Below are 22231 nucleotides of genomic sequence, written 5' to 3'. Positions count from 1 at the left end.
ATGTTATGAAGTCACTCCGTCTCGTGACTCTGCTCTGCTGTCTGCTGCCCTTGGGGCTGGCGAATGCCGCCCGGATCAAGGACATCAGCTCGGTGGAGGGGGTGCGTAGCAACCAGTTGATCGGTTACGGTCTGGTCGTGGGCCTGCCAGGTACCGGCGAGAAGAACAACGCCTTTACCGAGCAGACCTTCCGCACCATGCTCAACAACTTCGGCATCAAGGTCCCGGACAACATCAAACCCAAGATCAAGGATGTGGCGCCGGTGGCGATCCATGCGGATTTGCCGCCGTTTGCCAAGCCGGGCCAGACTATCGACGTCACTGTCTCTGCCATCGGTGAGGCCAAGAGCCTGCGCGGTGGTACGCTGCTGCAGAGTTTCCTGAAAGGGCTGGATGGGCGGGTCTATGCAGTCGCACAGGGCAGCCTGGTGGTAGGCGGGCTGGGTGCCGAGGGGGCTGATGGCTCCAAGGTAGTGGTCAATACTCCGACCGTCGGCCGGATTGCCAATGGTGCAACCGTAGAGCGAGAGGTGCCCAACTCATTTAGTCAGGGAGATACGATCACCTTCAACCTCAACCGCCCCGACTTTACTACTGCGCGTCGGCTGGCTGACGTAGTCAACGATCTGGTGGGGCCCAATACCGCTCAGGCTCTGGATGCCACCTCGGTCAAGGTCTATGCCCCGCGGGATCCGGGCCAGCGTGTCTCCTATCTGGCGACTATCGAGAACCTGGAGGTGGACCCGGCCAACGAGGCGGCCAAGATCATCGTCAACTCTCGTACAGGCACCATCGTTATCGGCAGTCAGGTGAAGCTCAAACCGGCTGCTATCAGTCACGGTGGTTTGACGGTGACCATCGCCGAAAACCAGCAGGTCTCTCAACCCAACCCGCTGGCGGGGGGCGAGACCACGGTCACCAACAACTCGACCATCAATGTCCAGCAGGAGCCTGGGCGGATGTTCAAGTTTGATACCGGTGCGACCCTGGACGATCTGGTCCGGGCGGTCAATCAGGTTGGCGTCGCCCCCGGTGATTTGATGGCTATTCTTGAGGCGCTGCAGCAGGCCGGCGCTATCGAGGGGCAACTGGTCATATTGTAACTGGCGGCAAGTGATTGCCACGGGTGGCAATGAGGTAAACAAAATGGCGGAGTTTGACACCAACAGCGGCATTAATCTCGGGGTGGTACAGGATATCAAGAACCTGGACCGTCTGCGCCAGATGAGCCACAGCAAAGAGGGGCAGGCCGAGGCACTGCAGGGAGCTGCGCGCCAGTTCGAGTCAATCTTTACCCAGATGCTGTTTCAGAGCATGCGTCAGGCCAACGGGGTATTGACTCAGGACAACCCGATGAACAGTAGCTATACCCAGTTCTATGAAGGGATGCTGGATGAACAGAGAGTGGCAGACATGTCCAGCAAGGGGGGGCTTGGATTGGCTGACATGGTGGCTAGGCAGCTCTCACCGGAGACATTTGTCCACCAGGATGGTCGGGTGCTGAAGATGCCGCAGCGTACGGAACGAGTTTATAAACCCTACGAACCACCCACGACGGCAGCCACTGATTTGATCTCAGCATCAAAAGTTGGCAAAGATTTTGCTGAAAAAGAGATGGAAAAGGGGAAAACCCCGCTCGTCATGCCCACGCGCGCCCACCGTAGTGTACCGCCAATGGTGCCTGTGGCTCACCATCGTAGTCATGGGGAGGGGAGCGCACAGTTTGATAGTCCGGAAGCGTTTGTGCAGCACCTGATGCCGTTAGCCAAGAAGGCTGCGGACAAGTTGGGATTGAGTCCGGCGGTGCTGGTGGCTCAGGCGGCATTGGAAAGTGGTTGGGGCAAGCGGGTGATCAAGGATGGTGAGGGGCAGATGACTCATAACCTGTTTGGCATCAAGGCCGACCCTCGCTGGGAGGGCCCCAGGGCGGTCGTCAGCACCCTGGAATATGAAGAGGGCGTCGCATCCCGCCAGAAAGCGGCATTTCGTTCGTATGGCTCGTTTGAAGAGAGCTTCAATGACTATGTGGACTTTCTCACCTCGGGTTCGCGCTACAAGGGGGCCCTGGCCAAGGTGGACAGTCCGGATCGCTACTTCGAGGCATTGCAACAGGCAGGTTATGCCACCGATCCGCACTACGCCAGAAAACTGAAACAGGTATTGCGCAGTGATGCCATTGCCCGATACAACGAGATGGAGCTGTAAATATGGCAAGCGATCTGCTTGGAATTGGATCATCGGGCGTGCTGGCCCAGCAGCGTCTGTTGCAGAGCACCAGTAACAACATCGTGAACGTCAATAGCCAGGGCTATGTGCGCGAGCGTACGCTGGTGTATACCAATGCCATCGGTCTTGGTACCGGTGATATCAAGACCGAGCGAGTGATCAACAGCTATATGCAGGGAGAGGTGCGTCGCGATACCTCTGCCTTTTACGCATCTCTGACCCATTACGAACAGCTGGCCGATGTGGATCGCCTGCTGGGAGACACCAGCAACAGTGTGGGTGAGACCATTACCTCTTATTTCAAGTCCTTTCATTCGGCAAATGAATCGCCCGCCGAGATCGGGGGCCGCAAGGTAGTGATGACGGAGTTGAGTGGTATGGTAAACCGATTTCACACACTATCGGCCCAGCTCGACAAGCACAGCGATACCATCAATACCCGTATTGAAGATGAAACCAAGCAGGTCAACAGCTTGTTGACCAGTATCAATGATCTCAACCAGGCGATCATTCGCACTCAGGGATCACCCGAAGAGAACCTGATGTTGTTTGATCAGCGTGACGAGGCAATAAGACAGCTTTCCGAGAAGATGGATATTCGCACCGTTGCTCAACCCAACGGCAGCATGCTGGTCAATATGAGTACTGGTCATTCGCTGATCCTGGATGGAGGCGTTGCCCAGTTCAAGGTGGTGGCAGGAGACCCTGATTCCCGTGATCAGGAGTTGCAACTGACCCTTGGCGACAATCAGGCTCTCATTGATCACGATACGTTTGGGGGAGCCATAGGAGGGTTGTTCAAGGCGCGTACCGACCTGGAGCCGACCAAGCGTGAGCTGGGGCAGTTGGCCGTTGCGATGGCAGATGCCATGAATCAGCAAAACCGTCTCGGGATGGATCTGGACAACGAGTTGGGCAGCGATATTTTCACCCTGCCAACCAGCAAGGGATTGCCTTATGGCGACAACACGGGGTCGGTCGGGGCGAATGTCAGCTTCGTCGCAGGCAAAGGAAGCTCAGTGACCCCTTTCGATTATGAAGTACGCTTTAGCAGTGCGACCGGATATGAGGTGTTCTCGCTGGACAAAGCAGGAAATCGAACTTCTGTGGCAACAGGCACCACGCCGCCAGCGACGTTTGAACTGGCTGGTCACGGGATCTCGATCGATCTTACCGGCACACCGGCGGCAGGAGACAAGCTGCTACTGCAACCGGCAAAGGGGGCTGCTGCCGGGCTTGCTCAGCAGATCACCCGGCCGGAAGACCTGGCCCTGGCTGCACCGCTTAAAGTGCAGAAGACAACCAACAACATCGGCAGTGCGGACATTAAACTGGATGGTGTCTTCAATACCGGAACGGGTTCCGGTTTTGGTACCAATAGCCTGGATCCCGCCGCGCCCCAGATCGTCAAGATCGGCAACAACGGCAACTATGAGGTATATGCCGGTGATGGGACTACCTTGATAGGAATCGCTCCGGCAGCCAGCAAAGGGCAGAATTTGATGGCATCTATCGTCAGCCCCTTTCCGGGCGGACCCGCGGTCTATAGCAACCCTAAACAGAGCCCGGGCTACGAGTTCAGTATTACCGGCACGGTAGTACAAACCGACAGCTTCCAGCTCAGTTACAATACCAATGGTTTTGCTGACAACAGTAATGGCTTGGCTATGGCGGAGTTGCAAAACAAGGATCTGGTGCGCAAGAGTACCAACGGGGGAACGACCAACGACAAGATGACTTTCAACCAGGCTTACTCAGGCTTGGTGATGGAAGTGGGCAACAATACGAGCCAGGCAAAAACTCAGCTTAAAGCCAATGAATCCAAGCTGATCCAGAGTACCGGGATCTATGAGAGCGTCTCCGGGGTCAATCTGGAGGAGGAGGCGGCCAATCTGATCCGTTTCCAGCAATCTTATGCGGCATCCGCCCAGGTGGTCAGTACGGCCAAAACCATCTTCGATACATTGCTTTCGTCCGTGAGGTAACGTCATGCGCATCACCACCAACATGATCTACGATCGGAATCTTTACTCCCTGACCAATACCAACGAGCGGCTGGACAAGGCCTATCAGCAGTTGCAAACCGGCAACAAGTTTCAGACTGCTGGTGAAGATCCAGCAGGCATGAGCCAGAAGATGGCATTGACCAAAGAGATTGAGTTGTTCAAACAGTACAGTGTGAATGGCAGTTTGCTGCAGAACAGCCTGGGACATGAAGAGACGGTATTGGATTCTCTCAATACTGCGATGCTCAGTGCCCAGACCCTGATCCAGAAGTCCAATAATGGTGCCATCAGCCTTGATGACCGCAAGGCCATCGCCAGCGAACTGGAAGGGTTGCAGCAGCAAATGTTTGACCTGATGAACAGCAAGAACTCATCGGGTGAATTTATTTTCGGTGGCAATCAGAGCAAGACACAGCCTTATATAAGAGACGCCAACGGCAAATACATTTATCAGGGTGATCCTGGCCAGCGAAATATTCAGGTATCACCCACAGTGCAAATTGCTGCCAATGATTCTGGACAGGATCTGTTTGAAATCGTAGCGACCAGAAGAACCGCCAGTGCCACCAGTGCAAATATCAACGTCGGGGTCGGTGATCAGGGGGATTTTGATAATTTCTATAAAGCAAGTTATGACCCGACACTGCCCAGCAACACCTACACTGTTTCTACCACCATTGGCCCACCTGATACCTATGATATCAAAGATGCCGGTGGCAATACTCTGCAGACGGGCAATTACACTCCTGGTACCAAAATACCGTTCAATGGTCTCGAATTGACACTGGACCAGCCTGCAGGTGGCGCAGCCCAGCAGTTTGCTCTTAATCCTCCCAAAAATGACAACGTGTTGAACGGGATGTCGGATTTTATTACTGCTCTGCGTGACCCCAATATTTCCGCGGAGAGCTTTGAGCAAAAAGTGGCTGATGCCACTGTTCATATGAAAAATGCTCGTTTGAATATCGATCACGGGTTGGGTGAGCTGGGTGGCCGTATGAATAGTCTGGAGCAGGTGATGGGGTCCAACGAGGGATTGAGCACTCTCAACGCCGAAGCGAGATCCAAGGTGTCGGAGGCCGATCTCTATGAGGTGATTTCAACGTTGTCCAAAGAAGATGCTGCCTTGAGTGCCTCACAACTCTCGTTTAGCAAAATAAGTCGTCTGACATTATTTGACTATATTCGCTAAGAAAAGGCCCCTATGGGGCCTTTTTACTGTGGGTTTCCGGCAGAGTTCCCCTGGTATTGTCGGACAATTGTAACAAGCTGTTGCCATACTCGGTTTCATGGTTGAGGCGGGGTTGACCTCCCGGTGGGATTGGATAATCATGCCGCCCGCACAACAGAGGGTTGTGCATATTATTTGCAGCATCTCGTTAGGCGAGGCTCCTGTATAAACACAGGCCACTGATCTCACGACGTCCAGAGACGCCCAAGATCAGGACAGTTTTCATCGGATTAAGGTGTAAACCCAAGTGGCTTCCGGCATGCCGGATACGTTATACAGTGCTAAAGCTGGTACGTGGGGATGATGACACGCCGAACGGCGTCATTTCCTGCCTATTACTCGTCAATCAAATTGCTGTTTTCTTGTCGTTGCATCCGGCTATTTCCGGAAGCATTCAGGCTTGCCTGAAATCACATGAGGTTCTTTGTGATGAAGAAAACACACACCATTCTCAACCGTCATCAACTACTCGATCTCGCCAGTCTGCAAAGCTGGCTGGAACACAACCTGGATCCGGTTCAGCGTGCCGATCAGCTGCTAACCCTGCGTCCGGAAGAGCTCAACTGCATCTTTGACACCTTGCCTGCGTCAGAAGGGGCAGAACTGATCGCCTCTCTCTCCGCAGAGTGTGCCGGTCGCCTTTTGCTGCGGCTACATGGCAGCATCGTCAGCGTATTGCAAGAGGCGATCCCCCGCCGCGAAATGGTGGCTATCCTGCGCAAGCTGGGTCGCCAGGAACGCACCATGCTGCTGGCCCGTTTCCCGGCCCAGGCGCAGGCGTTGTACTACTCCCTGCTGGATTGGCCGTCTGAGTCCGTTGGGGCTAACATGCGCTATGAGTATCTGGTGGTGAGCGAACAGGATACCGTTGGCAAGGCCAAGCAGCTGATCCACGACGCCTGGGACAACGCCCAGCTATTTCGCCACATCTATGTGGTCAATGTAGACGGTCGTCTGCAGGGGAGTATCTCGCTCAAGAGCTTGCTGATTGCCGACCCCGAGGCCAGTGTTACTACGCTGATGGATCGCGAAACCGTCCGGATCAATGCCCGGGCGGATCAGGAACTGGCTGCACGCCTGCTGATCGATCGCGACCTTTCGGTCCTGCCAGTAGAGGATCAGGGGCGCTTGGTCGGTATTTTCCATGTTGATGATGCGGCCGATATTCTGGAACTAGAATCGACCGAGGATGCCGAGATGCAGGGGGGCTCATCCCCGCTCGATACCTCTTACTTACAGGCGACACCTTGGCAGCTATGGCGTAAAAGAGTGGGCTGGTTGCTCATCCTGTTTGTGGCGGAAGCCTACACCGGCACCGTGTTGCGAGCGTTCGAAGAGCAGCTTGAGGCGGTCATCGCGCTGGCGTTCTTTATCCCGCTGCTGATCGGCACAGGGGGCAACAGTGGTACCCAGATCACCACCACCATAGTACGTGCCATGGCGGTCGGGGAGGTGAGTCTGCGTAACCTCGGTACCGTGCTGAAGAAAGAACTCTCTACAGGTCTGCTCATTTCAGGTGCCATTGCAATGGCGGCCTGGGTTAGAGCATGGAGCCTCGGTGTCGGTCCCGAAATTGGCATGGTAGTGACCTTGACGGTGATCGCCATCGTGCTCTGGAGCGCCACAGTTGCCTCCATCATCCCAATGGTACTGCGTCGCTTCCGTATCGATCCTGCTGTGGTATCGGCTCCTTTTATTGCCACCCTGGTGGATGGCACTGGTCTTATCATCTACTTCGAGATTGCCAAGCTGCTGCTCCCGCAGTTGCAGGTGGCCTGACGGGGAAACAGCAAAGCAAAGAGGCAGCCGATGGCTGCCTCTTTGCTATCTGCGTATCTGCGGGCTCAGGCCAGTTGAAAGAGCAGGGGCCAGCCCTGCTCCTGGCAATAACGGTGCTCCTTCTCCAGATTCTGCATCAGAAGGCGGTTCTCCTCGCACCAGTCGATCGGCAGGGTCACAACCAGCTGATCGCCTTGCACTGAGACTCTCCACTCAGGCAGCAGGTCGTCCTGGCGTCTGTGATGGGCTGCTACCGCAAGGCGCAGAATGCGGATGCAGCGCAGCACCGTTTGTATGTCGTGGTTGGGCAGGGAAGGGAGCTCGGAGAGCTTGAGCCCCTTGCGCTGAAAGCGTACCAGCGCCGCCAGCAGAGCTTGATCGTCCTGGTTGAAGCCGGGCAGGTCGGTGTGTTGCAGGATATAGGCGGAGTGGCGATGGATGCCGCTGTAGTTGATGGCAAGGCCAATTTCGTGCAGCCGCGCCGCCCAGCCGAGGATGGCGCGATAGGGGTCTACCTCCATCTGCCAGGGTTCTTGTAGGGCGTCAAACAGGGTCAGCACGCTCTGCTCTACCCGGGCGGCTTGCTTTTTGTCCATCCGGTAGTGGGTGCCAAGGGCTTGCGCAGTGCGCTCGCGGATATCGTGGTGCTGCAAGCGCTCCTCAAACTCGTAGAGCAGCCCTTCACGCAGGGCGCCATCAGAGTAGTCGAGCCGCTCGATGGGCAGCGAGGTAAACAGGCCGAGCAGGATGGCGACCGCGGCGGCAAACACCTCCTGACGCTCTTCGGTGAGCCCGACCAGCTTGAGGTTATCGACCCGCTTGCGCTCGATCATCAGGGCTTTAAGTCGCTCCAGCCCCTCCAGCGTAATACTGCCGTCAGTCAGCCCCTCACCCTGCAGTACGTCGCGCACGGTGCGGATCGAGCCTGAACTGCCAAGACAGCTCTGCCAACCCAGCTTGCGGTACTGGTTGACGATGGGGGCGAGCTGGTGCTGCGCCTCCAGTACCGCATTGCTGAAGTTTTTCTCGCTCAGCTTGCCGCTGGCAAAAAAACTCTGGGTAAAGCTGACGCAGCCCATCTTGCGGCTGGTGAGTGCCTTGTGATCGAACCCCTCGCCGATGATGAGCTCGGTGCTGCCACCGCCGACGTCAACTACCAGTACCTGACCTTCAATATGCTGGGTATGGGCGACGCCCTGATAGATGAGGCGCGCCTCTTCCTGCCCGCTGATGATCTCGATGGGGTGGTTGAGCACCTTGGCCGCTTCGCTGACGAATTCACGGGCGTTACTGGCGCGGCGCAGGGTGTAGGTACCGGCAATACGAATTTGATCCGGTTTGATATTGGTGAGCCGTTCGGCAAAGAGTGACAGACAGGCGAGGCCGCGTTCCATCGCCTCTGGGCTCATGCGCTTCTGCTCGTCCATCCCCTCGGCCAGACGCACCCGCTCCTTGATGCGATCGACGATGCGAAAACGCCCTTCGCTCAGATGGGCGATCACCATGTGAAAACTGTTGGAGCCGAGATCGACGGCGGCGTAGAGGCTATTGTCCATTGTTTGACTCGATACGTTTGAGATAGTCGTAAATCGCGACCTGAGAGCGGATTTTTCGGCGATTGCCCCGCTTCACATATTCGTTTTTCTGGTCGGCATCGATCACCCGCGCCTTGCAGGTATCACTCAGTTGTAGCTCGAGAATATCCATGATGCGCTGCTTGAGCCGCTCGTCATAGATGGGCGTGCCCACCTCGATCCGGCCGTCAATATTGCGGCTCATCCAGTCAGCGCTGGAGATATAGAGCTGGGGGTTGCCCTTGTTGTGGAACACCATCACCCGCGGGTGCTCGAGGAAGCGGTCGATGATGCTGATCACCTTGATGTTGTCACTCAAACCCGGCACGCCCGGCCGCAGGGCGCACATGCCACGGATGATCATCTGGATCGGCACGCCCGCCTGACCGGCGGCATAGAGCCGGTTGATGAGATCCCGGTCCACCAGATTGTTGATCTTGAGGATGATGCCGCTCGGCTGGCCCGCCTTGGCGTTGGATAGCTCGTTGTCGATGAGACGATAGAGCTGACGTCTGCTGTTGATGGGGGAGACCAGCAGGTGGTTGAATTTGTAGCGCCGATAGGGGTACTCGATATATTCAAACACCCCCTCTACTTCGGCGGTGATATCCGGATTGCGGGTCAGCAGCGAGAAGTCGGTGTAGATCTTGGCGGTCTTCTCGTTGAAGTTACCGGTACCGATGTGGGCATAGCGCACTGGCTCGCCATTTTCGTGGCGAGTGATGAGGCATAGCTTGGAATGGATCTTGAGGCTCGGTACCCCGAACACCACCTTGACCCCGGCATCGGTGAGGATGTTGGCCCAGTCGATGTTGGCCGCTTCGTCGAAGCGGGCACGCAGCTCGACCACCACGGTCACCTTCTTGCCGTTGTTGGCGGCATCGATGAGGGAGTGGATGATCCGCGACTTCTTGGCCACCCGATAAATGTTGATGCGAATGGCGCTCACCGCCGGATCGAACGCCGCCTGGCGCACCAACTCGGTGAAGTGGTGGAACTTGTGATACGGGTAGTAGAGCAGAATATCCTGCTTGGTGATGGCATCGAAGGCGTTGACGAAGCCGTCAAAATCGCGGCAATCGAGGGCCGGCAGTTTGGGGTTTTCGAGATAGTCACGGCCCACGTTGGGGAAGCCGATGAAATCCTTGAAGTTGTGGTAACGCCCACCCGGCATGATGGCGTCGTAGGAGCTGATCTGCAGCTTGAGTTTCAGGAAGCTTATCATGGCGGCGGGCATCTCCCGCTCGTAGACGAAACGCACCGGCATGGCGGTGAGGCGCTGCTTCAAGCCGTCACTCATCTTGTCCACCAGGCTCAAGTCCAGCTGGTCGGAGAGGTCGTATTCGGCATCCCGGGTCAGCTTCACCGCATAGGCGGCAATCTCGTCGTAGTCGAAGAAGCCTTTGAAGATCTCGTCGAGGCAGAAGCGGATGACGTTATCCAGAATGATGATCTGCTTCTTGCGGCGGGTCCCTTCCGGCGGCAGCTGGAAGAAGCGGGGCAGGTCATCGGTCGGCACTTCCACCAGGGCGTACTGGATCACCTGACCGTTCTTCTTCATCTCGATGGCCAGATAGGTGTACTCATCCTTGAGGAATTTGACCGGATTGACCTCCTTGTTGAGCAGGATCGGGATGATATGACGCAGCACCTTCTCCTTGAAGAAGACCCGCAGCCACTTCTGAATGGCATCGGAGAGCTGGTTCTCGTTGACCAGGAAGATGTTGTGGCGAGCGAGTGCAATCAACAGCTCCTTGTAGGTGTTGTCAAACGCTTCACCGAGCGCCATCACTTTTTGCTGGATGGCGCGCAGCAGCACCTTGGCTTCATCGTCGCCTCCATGTACTTCATTGATGAGGATGCGACGCTTGACGTCCGATACCCGCACCTTGAAGAACTCATCCTGGTTGGAGGAGAAGATCCCCAGAAAACGGACCCGCTCGATGAGGGGCACCGTCTTGTCCATTGCCTCTTGCAACACCCGTTCATTGAATGAGAGCCAGCTCAGCTCTTTCTCTTCATACAGCTTGTCGGTGCTCATCTTGTGCCTCTGTTTCAGGTCGCGTCTGCGCGGCAGTTATGGCGTTAATATATGACAAATAAATGACGGTATTGTTACTGCTCGCTGAACGCCTCGTCTATGTCGACCACCAGATCGTCGGAGAGGGATTCCAGCGCGGTGATCAGGTCATCCATCGCGAGTCCGTCGGGCAAGGCAACCAGCGCGTGAGCATAGAATAGCGGGGCGCCTGAGTGGGGGGCCGGCTCACAGCCGGTAGTGAGATCGGCCACGTTGATCTCGAGTTGGCGCAGGATGCTGGCTACTTCATGGACGATGCCGGGGCGGTCGTTGCCGGTTACCGTCATCATTACCTGATGAGCCGGCTCGGTGGTTGGTGTCCCTTCGGCAAAGCTGATGGTCAGACCCGGCAGCAGGGCCAGTGCTTCGCATAGGCTGCGATAGTGCTCGTCGGGGACAGATACATGGAGGATTCCGGCAAACTGGCCTGCCAGTTCGCTCATGGCGCTGCCCAGCCAGTTGCCCTGCTCGCGGCTGATGACGGCCGCCAGACTCTCGACGATCCCGGGTTTGTCTGAACCGATCACGGTGACCACCAATTGCTTTTGCATCCTGCTCTCCTTGAAATTGGATTTCTTGCTCGATCCCCATTGTGCCTGCTGTGGCTGGTCATATGAACCCCCGCCTGCGGGCAAATAGATAAAAAGACGGGACTTTTACACTTTCCATACGCTTGTCTGCTGCCTTGCTTCGTGGCGGCTGTGGTAAAGTAATTCCCCTTTCGTGTTGTGAACTGGATCGTGCTCTCATGAATACCCTTGTCCTATCGGGATTACTATTGCTGGCGCTGCTTGTGCTGGCGATCTTCTGGAGCAGAGGCAGACAGCAAAAGCGCCTGCCCTATGATGTGCAGGAGACCCTGTTCACTCCCGCCGAGCGATCTTTCCTCGGGGTGCTGGATCTAGCGGTGGGTGACAAGGCCCGGGTCTTTGCCAAGGTGCGGGTGGCCGATGTGCTGACGCCGCTGGCCGGGATCGGCAAAAGCAAATGGCAGCAGTACTTCAACAAGATCAGCGCCAAGCATTTCGACTATCTGCTTTGCCACCCCGCCGATCTCTCTTTTATCTGCGCCATCGAACTCGATGACAGTTCCCACCGTCACCAGAAGCGCAAGGCGCGGGATCTTTTTCTGAAAACCGCCTGCGACAGCGCCGGTCTGCCGTTGCTGCAGATCCCGGCAAGTGCCAGCTATCTGGTGGGAGAGCTGCGCGAACAGATCCTGCCGCTGCTGGTCAAAACCAGCGAGCCGCTGATCGACGATCTGCCGCACGGGGCGCGTCGCGAGCCGACGTTCAACCCTCTGCTGCTGGATGGCGTGGATGTCGGTGCCGGGATGCGTGGTCGCACTGCCCATACCGAGGCGATCTCGCCTGCGTCGCTCCACGAGCCCGCCATTCAGGCCAAGGGGATGGTGGAGGCGCCACAGAGTGAGGGGGAGCTGGTCGATGGCTTGTTTGCCGATGTAGAAGATGATGAAGAGCATGAGGTGCAGCTCTGCCCCCGCTGTGATGCGCCGCTGGTGGAGCGGGAAGCGAAAAAAGGTCCCCACGCCGGTCGGCTATTCCTGGCTTGCAGCCGTTTTCCCGAATGTCGCTATGCGGCGCCGCACCACCATAATCGCCACTGAGTGCTCTTCACAGTGTCACATGCTGCCCTCTGACGAGGGCAGTTTTTTTTCTGCCATTGGTGGCGTTTGTTCGCGGCGCCAATGCAGAAAATTCCTCGGCAAAATTTATCTAATCTCCCGTTTCTGTCGATACACTTAGCCTGAATACGACAATTTTTGACAATGCGTCGGTTTTTTGGCACTTTGTGTGCTTGCAAAAATACAGTCTGTAGCTGTTTTATTAATAAATAAAACAATAGGTTAGTTCAGGATGTCGCGAGGGATGGATATGGTGGAGATGGGCGTGTTGATTGTTGATGCCGATGCGCAGCGGCGCCAGCAGTTGGGAACCGTACTCTCGTTTATGGGGATCCTGTGGCAGGATGTCGCAGAAGGGGACCTGGATGTTGCTATCGAATCTTCCGGCCCACTGCAAGGGGTACTGGTAGGTGAGCTGACTGGTCGCACTTTGCCCGAGTTACTTGCCGCTTTCCCTCGTACCCCCTTTATCTCGCTGGTTGAGGAGGTACTGCCCAACAGCAACTTCATCGGGGTCGCGCTCTCACCCTTTACCTATGAATCTCTCACCCGCCATCTGCACTTCTGTCAGGCCTTTGTCTCTCTCCATCCTCGTCAACAGACTCACGACAAGGGGCAGACGTTACTGCGTTTGCTGGTGGGTAAAGGAAAAGGGATCCAGGAGGTTCGTCGCCTCATTAGCCAGGTGGCCGAGACAGATGCCAACGTGCTGATCCTCGGCGAGTCCGGAACCGGCAAAGAGGTCGTGGCCCGTGCCATTCACGAACTCTCGGCCCGCAGTAGTGGCCCCTTTGTGCCTATCAACTGTGGTGCCATTCCTGCCGAATTGCTGGAGAGCGAGCTGTTCGGTCACGAGAAGGGAGCCTTTACCGGCGCCATCGCAGCCCGTCGCGGTCGTTTCGAGCTGGCGCAGGGGGGCACCCTGTTCCTCGACGAGATTGGCGACATGCCGATGCCGATGCAGGTCAAACTGCTGCGGGTATTGCAGGAGCGGCTGTTTGATCGGGTGGGTGGTGGCAAGCCTATTCAGGCTGATGTGCGCATCATTGCGGCGACCCACCGTGATCTGGAGGCATTGATCCGCAGTCAGGGCTTTCGTGAAGATCTCTACTATCGTCTCAACGTCTTCCCGATCGAGACTCCGCCACTGCGGGAGCGCATCGATGACATTCCGCTGCTGCTGCAAGAGCTGCTCAACCGTCATGCGGAGCAGCACCACAGCGTGATCCGTCTGACTCAGCGGGCGCTGGAATCACTGATGCAGTATCCCTGGCCGGGTAATGTACGCGAGCTTTCCAATCTGCTTGAGCGGCTGCTTATCCTTTACCCACAGCAGATTGTCGATGTGGCGGATCTGCCAAGCCGTTATCGTCTGCTGCCGTGTGAACCGAGGGATGAGCGGCTGACAGAGTTGGATGAGCGGGATGCGCTGGCTGCGGTATTCCAGGAGCCGCCGGAACTGGATCATCCTCTTGCCTCTGCCCGCACCATGCAGTTGCCGGAGGAGGGGGTCAATCTCAAGGAAATGTTGGCCGACCTCGAGGTGGAGTTGATCCGCCAGGCGCTGGAGTCTCAGGACGGGGTGGTGGCCCGCGCCGCCGATCTGCTCGGCATGCGGCGCACCACCCTGGTAGAGAAGATGAAAAAGTACGGGATGAGCAAGGACGTCTGAGGGTCAAAGCCTTGACGCCAACGCACAATTCATTGTTTTAATTCATATAATTTAGTGGCATGGAAATTGAATAACCTGACTCAATAGCCAGTTTGAGGTCAGCTTTATGACAATCCAGCAACAGGACATGCCACTCCAGTCACACGAAGTGAGCCAGCTCTACGCCATCTTCAAGGCGCTCCCCACCGGGGTGTTGCTGCTTGATGGGGCTGGTGTGGTCACCCGCGCGAATCCAGCAGCCATCTCACTGCTGGGAGAGCCGCTGGAAGGGGAGCTTTGGCGTAACATCATTGCACGCTGCTTCGAGCCGCGCGAGGATGATGGCCACGAGATCTCCCTGCGCGACGGGCGCCGGGTGCAGCTCTCGACCCAGCCGCTGCCTGATCAGCGTGGTCAGCTGGTCTTTATCAACGACCTGACTGAAACCCGCAAGCTGCAGGATCGCATCAATCACATGAAGCGGCTGTCGGCACTCGGTAATATGGCGGCTTCGCTCGCCCACCAGATCCGCACTCCGCTCTCCGCAGCCATGCTCTATGCCGCCAACCTGGCCAACCGTACCCTCAAGCCGGAGTCCCGCACTCAGTTTCAGCAAAAGCTGATGGCCCGTCTGCAGGATCTGGAGAAGCAGATCAACGATATCCTGCTGTTTGCCCGCAACGGTGACAGTCAGGTGGTCACCCCCATCTCGGTACAGGGCCTACTGGTTGAAGTTCAGGCAGGCGCCGAGGCTTTCTGTCAGCAACAGGGCTGCGAGCTGCACATGGAGGCGCCTGAGCCCGATCTCTGTCTGCTGGCCAACAGCAGTGCGCTGGCGGGAGCCATCAACAACCTGATAGCAAATGCTCAGCAGGCAGGGGCCACCTCGCTGCTGGTCAGCGCGGTGCGCAGTGGTGCCCGGGTGGAGATACGGGTCATCGACAATGGCAAGGGGATCCCTTCCCATCAGCTCGGTCAGGTATTCGAACCCTTCTTTACCACTCGCTCCCAAGGCACTGGCCTCGGGTTGGCGGTGGTGCAATCCGTCGTGCGTGCCCATCAGGGGGAGGTCGGTGTGGCCTCGGTTCCCGGTGAAGGCACCTGTTTTACTCTGTCGTTCCCCCTGCATCAGCAACCGGTGCAGCTTGGAGGTGTAGCATGACACAGGCCAGGATCCTGGTAGTTGAAGATGACAATGGCCTGCGCGAAGCGCTGGTGGATACTCTGTTACTGGGGGGCTATGAGTGTCGTGAAGCGGACAGTGGCGAGCGGGCTCTGCTGGCGCTCTCCCGTCAGCCGTTTGACATGGTGATCTCCGATATCCAGATGGGGGGGATGGATGGGGTGACGCTGCTGGCCACCATCCGCCAGCAATATCCACAGATCCCCGTGTTGCTGATGACCGCCTACGCCAATATCGACGGTGCAGTTCGTGCCATGCGCGAAGGGGCCATCGATTATCTGGCCAAGCCCTTTTCTCCGGAAGTGCTGCTCAATCAGGTTAGTCGTTATGTACCGGCCCAGAAGGTGGAGAAGCGCGCCGTGGTCTACGGGGATCCCAAAACCGCCGAGCTGTTCCAGCTGGCGACCCGAGTGGCCAGAAGCGAAGCGACCGTGATGGTGACCGGCCCGAGCGGAACCGGCAAAGAGGTGTTGGCCCGTTACATTCACGACAACTCCAACCGCGCCGAGCAGCCTTTCGTCGCCATCAACTGCGCCGCCATTCCGGAAAACATGCTGGAGGCGACCCTGTTTGGCTACGAGAAGGGGGCTTTCACCGGTGCGGTACAGGGGTGCCCCGGCAAGTTCGAGCAGGCGCAGGGGGGCACCCTGCTGCTTGACGAGATCACCGAGATGGATCAGGGGCTGCAAGCCAAATTGCTGCGGGTGTTGCAGGAGAAAGAGGTGGAGCGGCTCGGCAGTCGCAAGATGATCCCGCTGGATGTGCGGGTCATCGCCACCAGCAACCGGGATTTGAAAAAAGCGGTACAGGATGGCCTGTTTCGCGAAGATCTCTACTATCGTCTCAACGTCTTCCCGCTGCGCTGGTCTGCTCTGAACGAGCGGACCGGTGACATTCTGCCGCTGGCGGAACATTTGCTGGCCCTCCATGCCAGCCAGCAGGGGTTGCCGACACCCAGATTGACCGAGACATCACGGAGGAGGCTGCTAGCACACAGCTGGCCCGGCAATGTGCGGGAGTTGGACAACGTGGTACAGCGCGCCCTGATCCTCAGTCCGGACGGGCTGATCGATGGGGAGCACCTCATTCTGGAGGAGCTGGACGAAGAGAGCATGGAGTCGATCTGTGTGGAGCGCAGTTATGGCGGTGATCGCCTTGGCAGCGAGCTCAAGCAGCAGGAGCACCAGATCATTCTCGACACCCTGCAAGAGTGCAACGGCAGCCGCAAGGATGTCGCGGACCGACTCGGCATCAGCCCGCGCACCCTGCGCTACAAGCTCGCCCAGATGCGGGATGCGGGGATCGATTTGCCCGCCTGAGTCAGGTTGTTTGCCCGAGAGTGAGGGCGAAGCTTCATCGTGCTGGCGCTGTCATGGTCTTGACAGCCCGGCTCGATTATCATGGGGCCCTTGGCGCTTTGAGCCTGGCCCCTGTTTTTATTGGTAAAGCAGGGGACCGAGCCTTAATAAGGGACCCCTATGATCTCTCATCGAAAACTCGAAACCGTACTGAACCATCTGCTCGAACCTCACGCCATAAAGGATTACTGCCCCAACGGCTTGCAAGTGGAGGGGCGCGAGCGCATTCGCAAGGTGGTGACCGGTGTCACCGCCAGTCAGGCGCTTATCGACGCGGCGGTGGCTGCCGAGGCCGATGCTATTCTGGTCCATCACGGCTACTTCTGGAGCGGTGAACCGGCCCAGATCACCGGCATGAAGCAGCGTCGGCTCAAGACCCTGCTGACCCACGATATCAACCTGTTTGCCTACCATTTACCGCTGGATGTCCATCCCGAGGTGGGTAACAACGCCCAGCTCGCCAAGCTGCTCGACATCAAGGTGCGTCGCGGTCTGGAGCCGTGGAACAGCAAGAGCGTCGCCATGGTGGGCAAGCTGGAAGAGCCGATGAATGGTGCCGACTTTGCCAAGCTGATTGCCGATCGCCTTGGCCGCGAACCACTCTATTGTGGCGACAGCGGCCCCGAGCTTATCCGTTCCGTAGCCTGGTGCACCGGTGGCGGTCAGAGCTACATCAATCTGGCGGCGGAGCAGGGCATCGATGCCTTTATCTCTGGCGAAGCCTCCGAGCAGACCATTCACACCGCTCGCGAGATGGGGATGCACTTCTACGCCGCTGGCCATCACGCCACCGAGCGTTATGGTGTCAAGGCGCTGGGGGAGTGGCTGGCGACCGTGCATGGGCTGGATGTCACCTTTATCGATATCGACAATCCGGTCTAGGGTCGCTTGGCCGCGTAGCGGCGTAATCGGACCTGACCTAAGCCATCGTGAGGTAGGTAGAAATGACAAGGGAGGCCTAAGCCTCCCTTGTTGTATCTGACATGCAGTTGTTAGCGGTTACTCGCAGGCGTAACCCGCGGCACCCAGCAAGGTGCCATCCAGTTGTACGGCGCCATCAACCATCTGCAGCCTGCCTTCGCAGAACCAGCGTACCACCAGCGGATAGATGCTGTGCTCCTGCGCCTGTACCCGTGCCGCTACCTCGTCCGCACTGTCTCCTTCAAAGATGGGCACACGGGCCTGCAGGATCACCGGGCCACCATCCAGCTCTTCGGTGACGAAGTGGACGCTGGCGCCATGCTCGCTATCACCGGCATCGATAGCACGCTGGTGAGTGTGCAAGCCCTGATACTTGGGCAGCAGGGAGGGGTGGATATTGATCATCCGCCCGGCGAAATGGCGCACCAGATCGCCGCTCAATATCCGCATAAACCCGGCCAGCACCACCAAGTCCGGCTGATAGTCTGACATCAGCGCAAGCAGGGCGGCGTCATACTCCTCCCGGCTGGCAAACTGCTGCTGGGCCAGAATAGAGGTCGCCACGTCTGCCTCTCTGGCGCGAACCAGACCATAGGCATCGGCCTTGTTGCTGATGACGCCGACCACCTCACCGGCAATCTTGCCGCTGGCACAGTGGTCGATGATCGCCTGCAGGTTGCTGCCGCTGCCGGAGATTAGCACCAGGATGCGTTTCATAGGGGAGGTCATTTGGCTGTTGATCCGGTCATTCATTGAATGACGACCTGCTCCTCACCATCGGCTGCCTTGGCGATATGGCCGATATGCCATGCATTTTCGCCTTCCGCCTTGAGCAGGGTCAGCGCCTTCTCCAGCTGGTTGGCGGGCAGGACGATGATCATGCCGACACCGCAGTTGAAGGTGCGATACATCTCGTGACGGGTAACGTTGCCAGCCTGCTGCAGCCAGCTGAACACTGCCGGCCACTGCCAGCTCTGCTCATCGATTACCGCTTGGGTGTTGGTGGGCAGGACGCGGGGGATGTTCTCCCAGAAGCCACCACCTGTGATGTGGGAGAGGGCGTGGATCTCGCACTCCTTGATGAGCTTGAGCACAGGTTTCACATAGATGCGTGTCGGCTCCAGCAGGGCGTTGGCCAGGGTCGTGTCACCCAACGGTTGATGCACGTCGGCCTTGGAGACTTCCAGAATTTTACGGATCAGGGAGAAGCCATTGGAGTGAGGGCCGCTGGCGGCCAGGGCGATCAGGGCATCCCCTTCACCGACCTTGCTGCCGTCGATAATTTTGCTCTTCTCCACCACACCGACGCAGAAACCGGCGATGTCGTAGTCTTCCCCTTCATACATACCCGGCATCTCGGCGGTCTCGCCGCCCACCAGGGCACAGCCTGACTGCTCGCAACCGGCACCGATCCCGGTGACCACTGCGGCCGCGGTGTCCACGTCCAGCTTGCCGGTAGCATAGTAGTCGAGGAAGAACAGCGGCTCGGCGCCCTGTACGATCAGATCATTGACGCACATGGCTACCAGGTCGATGCCCACAGTGTCGTGCTTCTTCAGGTCGATGGCCAGCCGCAGCTTGGTGCCCACACCATCGGTACCGGAGACCAGTACCGGCTCCTTGTAGCCCGCAGGGATTTGACACAAGGCCCCAAAGCCGCCAAGACCACCAAGGACTTCAGGACGACGAGTGCGCTTTGACACGCCCTTGATACGTTCAACCAGTGCATTGCCGGCATCGATATCTACGCCAGCATCCTTGTAGCTCAGTGAGGTTTTGTCAGTCACGAGTATTCCCCGTCATGTAAAGAAGTGGAGGGTAAAATTCGGGGCGTATTCTAACAGTGGCGGTGAAAAACCAGAAAGGAAATCGTTTGCGCGTTTTTGCGCGGAAATGCTCTACAAGCGGTGGCTTTTGTTGTATGATTCCGCGATTTTTTTGCGGCAGGTTAGAGGAGATAATAATGAAAGTCGTTGAAGTCAAACACCCCCTGGTCAAACACAAGATCGGTCTGATGCGTGAAGGCGATATCAGCACCAAGCGTTTCCGTGAACTGGCCAAAGAAGTGGGCAGTTTGTTGACCTATGAAGCGACCTCTGACTTCGAAACCGAGAAGGTTATCATCGATGGCTGGAATGGGCCAGTAGAAGTTGACCAGATCAAAGGCAAGAAGGTAACCGTCGTACCCATCCTGCGTGCCGGCCTTGGCATGATGGATGGCGTACTGGAGCACATGCCGAGCGCCCGTGTCAGCGTGGTCGGTATCTACCGTGATGAAGAGACCCTGCAACCGGTTCCCTATTTCGAGAAGATTGTCAGCAACATTGAAGAGCGTCTGGCGCTGGTCATCGATCCGATGCTGGCCACTGGTGGCTCCATGATTGCCACCATTGATCTGCTGAAGAAGAAAGGCTGCCAATCCATCAAGGTGCTGGTACTGGTTGCCGCGCCGGAAGGGATCAAGGCGCTGGAAGCCGCTCATCCTGACGTAGAGCTCTACTGCGCTTCTGTCGACCAGGGGCTGAACGAGAAAGGTTACATCGTGCCGGGTCTGGGCGACGCCGGCGACAAGATCTTCGGTACCAAATAAGTTTATGCCTTGACCTGCTTCCCATGTGGAAGGGGTGATCGGAGCCGGCGCATCGCCGGCTCTGCTGTTTGTGGCCGCTTGTGCCAGCCTTGCCGCAGGGCGCTCCTTGCCGCTACCATAAGCTTACTCTCCCATTTCGAGACTCTGTTCATGTTCAAACGTGTTGTGACCGCCCTCTGCTGCGGCTTGTCGTTCATGGCCTCGGCCGCTCAGGTGACCGACCTCTATCAGGGCAAGGCCCCGACCAGTGGTGACATGGTGGCCGCTCAAGGGCAGGCACTGGGTCAGGTACTGATCAAGGTGACCGGCAAGCGCGACATCCTCACCCAGCCGGTGGTGGTCAAAGCGCTGGCGGCCCCGGGCGACTATGTCAAAAGCTATGGCTATCAGGATCAGGACTCCGTCAAGTATCTGAAAGCCGAGTTCAAGAGTGACAAGGTCAACAGCCTGGTCTCCGAGAGCCAGTTTGCCCTGCTTGGCCCGGCTCGTCCCCAGATGGCGATCTGGCTGGTGGTGGATCAGGGGGAGCGTCGCCTGCTGGCAGATCAATCCAGCGATGGTTGGGCGCAAGCCTTGCGCGAGCAGGCCCAGGCGCTGGGGCTACCCATCAGCATTCCGCTGATGGATCTCGATGACAACATGGCGGTCAGTGCCACCGACGTCTGGGGACGCTTTGCCGACCCGATTTTGCAGGCAAGCCAGCGCTATGGCGCCGAGATGGTGGTGCTGGGCAAGCTGACACCGGAAGGTGACAAGTGGAGCATCGATTGGGGACTCTACGGTCCCAAAGCGGCCGGTGAAGTGACCGAGCTGACCCGTGGCAATAGCACCGGCACTCAGGCCGAAGTGGCGCAAGGGTTTGCCGATACCCTGGCGGCCTGGCTGGTGAAAAACTACGGTGCCCGCATTTCGGGTCCGGCAACCAGCCAGACCCTGGTGGTGGATGGCCTCTCCGAAGTGGACAGCATGATCGCCGTGCAGAAGATGCTGCAGGGGATGGCCAACGTCAGCAAGGTGGCGATCGGCAAGCTGGAGGGAGACCAGGTCACCTTCAACTTTACCCTGCAAGGGGATCAGGCCGAGCTGGTGCGGGCGCTGCAGCTTGAGAGTCGTTTGCGCAAGGTTGACGATAATGGCAGCGGTTTGCGTTACCAATGGTCGCAGCCCTGATTTTATAAGGCTTTTGTAGACCGCCCGGCTTGCCCGGGCGGTTCTCTATCTGCCATTGCGATGGTACACTTAGCCACAAATGTCACAGTCAAAGCCCAACGAGTGAAGCAACCGGCCCAACTGTCTTTAGCCGTACAACTACCGGATGATGAAACCTTCGTCAGTTTTTATCCCGGCAACAATGCTCATCTGATCACCGCTCTCAAAAACGCGGCCATCGGTCAGGGATCGCCTTTCCTCTATTTCTGGGGAGCCAAGGGATCCGGACGCTCTCATCTGCTCCACGCCACCTGTGCCGAGGTCAACGCCCGCGATGCGGCGGCGGCCTATCTCTCCCTCGATCAGTTTGAACAGCTCGACCCCAGCATGCTCGATGCCCTCGAAAGCTTGCCGCTGGTCTGTCTCGACAGCCTTGAGGCGATCGCCGGCAATGCCGTGTGGGAGCGGGCGCTGTTCGATTTCTATAACCGCTGGCAGGAGAAGGGCGAGGGAACGCTGGTGGTCACCGGCTGCAGCGCACCGCGCAAACTGGGGCTGCAGCTGCCGGATCTCGCTTCGCGCCTCGACTGGGGGGTGAGTTTCCATCTCGAAGAGCTGGATGACGAAGGCAAGCTCAGTGCCCTGCAGCTGCGTGCCGAGCTGCGGGGCTTCAAACTGCCCATCGATGTGGGCCGCTTCCTGCTGAACCGACTCTCCCGCGATATGCGCACCCTGCTCACCACTCTCAATCAGCTCGACAATGCCTCATTTCGCGCCAAGCGCAAGCTCACCATCCCCTTTGTTAAAGAGATCCTCGAGCTCTGATCCTCTCGGCGGT

18 protein-coding genes and 1 riboswitch are annotated in these 22231 nt (G+C 57.6%); of the genes, 13 read left to right on the top strand and 5 right to left on the bottom strand.

All coding sequences use genetic code 11. The features are described 5' to 3' along the window. Positions 1-5 precede the first annotated feature (5 nt). From G5171_RS09730 to mgtE, 5 genes are all read left to right on the top strand, one after another. Positions 6-1103, top strand: coding sequence for a flagellar basal body P-ring protein FlgI (locus G5171_RS09730; RefSeq protein ID WP_005344534.1), 1098 nt, complete (start codon positions 6-8; stop codon positions 1101-1103). 43 nt (positions 1104-1146) lie between these two features. Continuing rightward, positions 1147-2205, top strand: a complete 1059-nt coding sequence (gene flgJ, locus G5171_RS09725; protein WP_216979073.1) for a flagellar assembly peptidoglycan hydrolase FlgJ — start codon at positions 1147-1149, stop codon at positions 2203-2205. Positions 2206-2207: 2 nt separating this feature from the next. Continuing rightward, positions 2208-4211 (top strand): FlgK family flagellar hook-associated protein, encoded by a 2004-nt coding sequence (locus G5171_RS09720; protein WP_421260098.1) that lies wholly within the window; start codon positions 2208-2210, stop codon positions 4209-4211. Positions 4212-4215: 4 nt separating this feature from the next. After that, positions 4216-5424: a flagellar hook-associated protein FlgL gene (gene flgL, locus G5171_RS09715; protein WP_216979071.1), complete on the top strand. Its 1209-nt coding sequence runs from the start codon at positions 4216-4218 to the stop codon at positions 5422-5424. 176 nt (positions 5425-5600) lie between these two features. Then, positions 5601-5770: riboswitch (M-box (ykoK) riboswitch) on the top strand. Between the two features lie 122 nt (positions 5771-5892). After that, positions 5893-7242, top strand: coding sequence for a magnesium transporter (mgtE, locus tag G5171_RS09710; protein ID WP_421260097.1), 1350 nt, complete (start codon positions 5893-5895; stop codon positions 7240-7242). Positions 7243-7307: 65 nt separating this feature from the next. Here mgtE and ppx read toward each other — a convergent pair whose 3' ends face one another. From ppx to G5171_RS09695, 3 genes are all read right to left on the bottom strand, one after another. Further along, positions 7308-8798: an exopolyphosphatase gene (ppx, locus tag G5171_RS09705; protein ID WP_421260096.1), complete on the bottom strand. Its 1491-nt coding sequence runs from the start codon at positions 8796-8798 to the stop codon at positions 7308-7310. Further along, positions 8788-10857, bottom strand: a complete 2070-nt coding sequence (gene ppk1, locus G5171_RS09700; protein ID WP_005344546.1) for a polyphosphate kinase 1 — start codon at positions 10855-10857, stop codon at positions 8788-8790. Before ppk1 ends, ppx begins: the two co-directional genes overlap by 11 nt. A gap of 74 nt (positions 10858-10931) precedes the next feature. Continuing rightward, a complete protein-coding gene (locus G5171_RS09695) occupies positions 10932-11447 on the bottom strand; it encodes a glycine cleavage system protein R (RefSeq protein WP_005344548.1) in 516 nt (171 codons plus the stop codon). 197 nt (positions 11448-11644) lie between these two features. On the opposite strand from G5171_RS09695, the gene G5171_RS09690 reads away from it, so the two are divergent. From G5171_RS09690 to G5171_RS09670, 5 genes are all read left to right on the top strand, one after another. Beyond that, the gene (locus G5171_RS09690) at positions 11645-12523 is read left to right on the top strand and encodes a DUF2726 domain-containing protein (RefSeq protein ID WP_421251220.1); all 879 of its coding nucleotides are present in this window, start codon (positions 11645-11647) and stop codon (positions 12521-12523) included. A 268-nt stretch (positions 12524-12791) separates the two neighbouring features. Then, on the top strand, positions 12792-14213 hold the full coding sequence (locus G5171_RS09685) for a sigma-54 dependent transcriptional regulator (RefSeq protein WP_421260122.1): 1422 nt from the start codon (positions 12792-12794) through the stop codon (positions 14211-14213). Between the two features lie 106 nt (positions 14214-14319). Next, the gene (locus G5171_RS09680) at positions 14320-15354 is read left to right on the top strand and encodes a sensor histidine kinase (RefSeq protein ID WP_421260095.1); all 1035 of its coding nucleotides are present in this window, start codon (positions 14320-14322) and stop codon (positions 15352-15354) included. Beyond that, positions 15351-16694, top strand: a complete 1344-nt coding sequence (locus tag G5171_RS09675) for a sigma-54-dependent transcriptional regulator (RefSeq protein ID WP_421243984.1) — start codon at positions 15351-15353, stop codon at positions 16692-16694. The genes G5171_RS09680 and G5171_RS09675 overlap by 4 nt, the downstream gene beginning before the upstream one ends. Positions 16695-16853: 159 nt before the next feature. Then, positions 16854-17615, top strand: a complete 762-nt coding sequence (locus tag G5171_RS09670; RefSeq protein WP_216979065.1) for a Nif3-like dinuclear metal center hexameric protein — start codon at positions 16854-16856, stop codon at positions 17613-17615. 117 nt (positions 17616-17732) lie between these two features. On the opposite strand, the gene purN is transcribed toward G5171_RS09670, so the two are convergent. Further along, the gene (gene purN, locus G5171_RS09665) at positions 17733-18371 is read right to left on the bottom strand and encodes a phosphoribosylglycinamide formyltransferase (protein ID WP_421243983.1); all 639 of its coding nucleotides are present in this window, start codon (positions 18369-18371) and stop codon (positions 17733-17735) included. A 32-nt stretch (positions 18372-18403) separates the two neighbouring features. After that, positions 18404-19441 carry a phosphoribosylformylglycinamidine cyclo-ligase gene (purM, locus tag G5171_RS09660; RefSeq protein WP_421243982.1) on the bottom strand — a complete coding sequence of 346 codons (1038 nt, stop codon included), beginning with the start codon at positions 19439-19441 and terminating at the stop codon, positions 18404-18406. A gap of 176 nt (positions 19442-19617) precedes the next feature. Between purM and upp the strand changes: the two genes are divergently transcribed. The 3 genes from upp to hda all read left to right on the top strand — a co-directional run bounded on the left by upp (position 19618) and on the right by hda (position 22218). Further along, positions 19618-20244, top strand: coding sequence for a uracil phosphoribosyltransferase (gene upp / locus G5171_RS09655; protein ID WP_005334115.1), 627 nt, complete (start codon positions 19618-19620; stop codon positions 20242-20244). A gap of 150 nt (positions 20245-20394) precedes the next feature. Further along, positions 20395-21414 carry a DUF2066 domain-containing protein gene (locus tag G5171_RS09650; protein WP_139406423.1) on the top strand — a complete coding sequence of 340 codons (1020 nt, stop codon included), beginning with the start codon at positions 20395-20397 and terminating at the stop codon, positions 21412-21414. A gap of 102 nt (positions 21415-21516) precedes the next feature. Then, on the top strand, positions 21517-22218 hold the full coding sequence (gene hda / locus G5171_RS09645; RefSeq protein ID WP_013723920.1) for a DnaA inactivator Hda: 702 nt from the start codon (positions 21517-21519) through the stop codon (positions 22216-22218). The last annotated feature ends 13 nt before the right edge of the window (positions 22219-22231 follow it).

The sequence above is a fragment of the Aeromonas sp. 600774 genome (assembly GCF_049175075.1).
Taxonomy (GTDB): domain Bacteria; phylum Pseudomonadota; class Gammaproteobacteria; order Enterobacterales; family Aeromonadaceae; genus Aeromonas; species Aeromonas veronii_A.
This window is presented reverse-complemented; position numbering and strand designations above follow the sequence as displayed.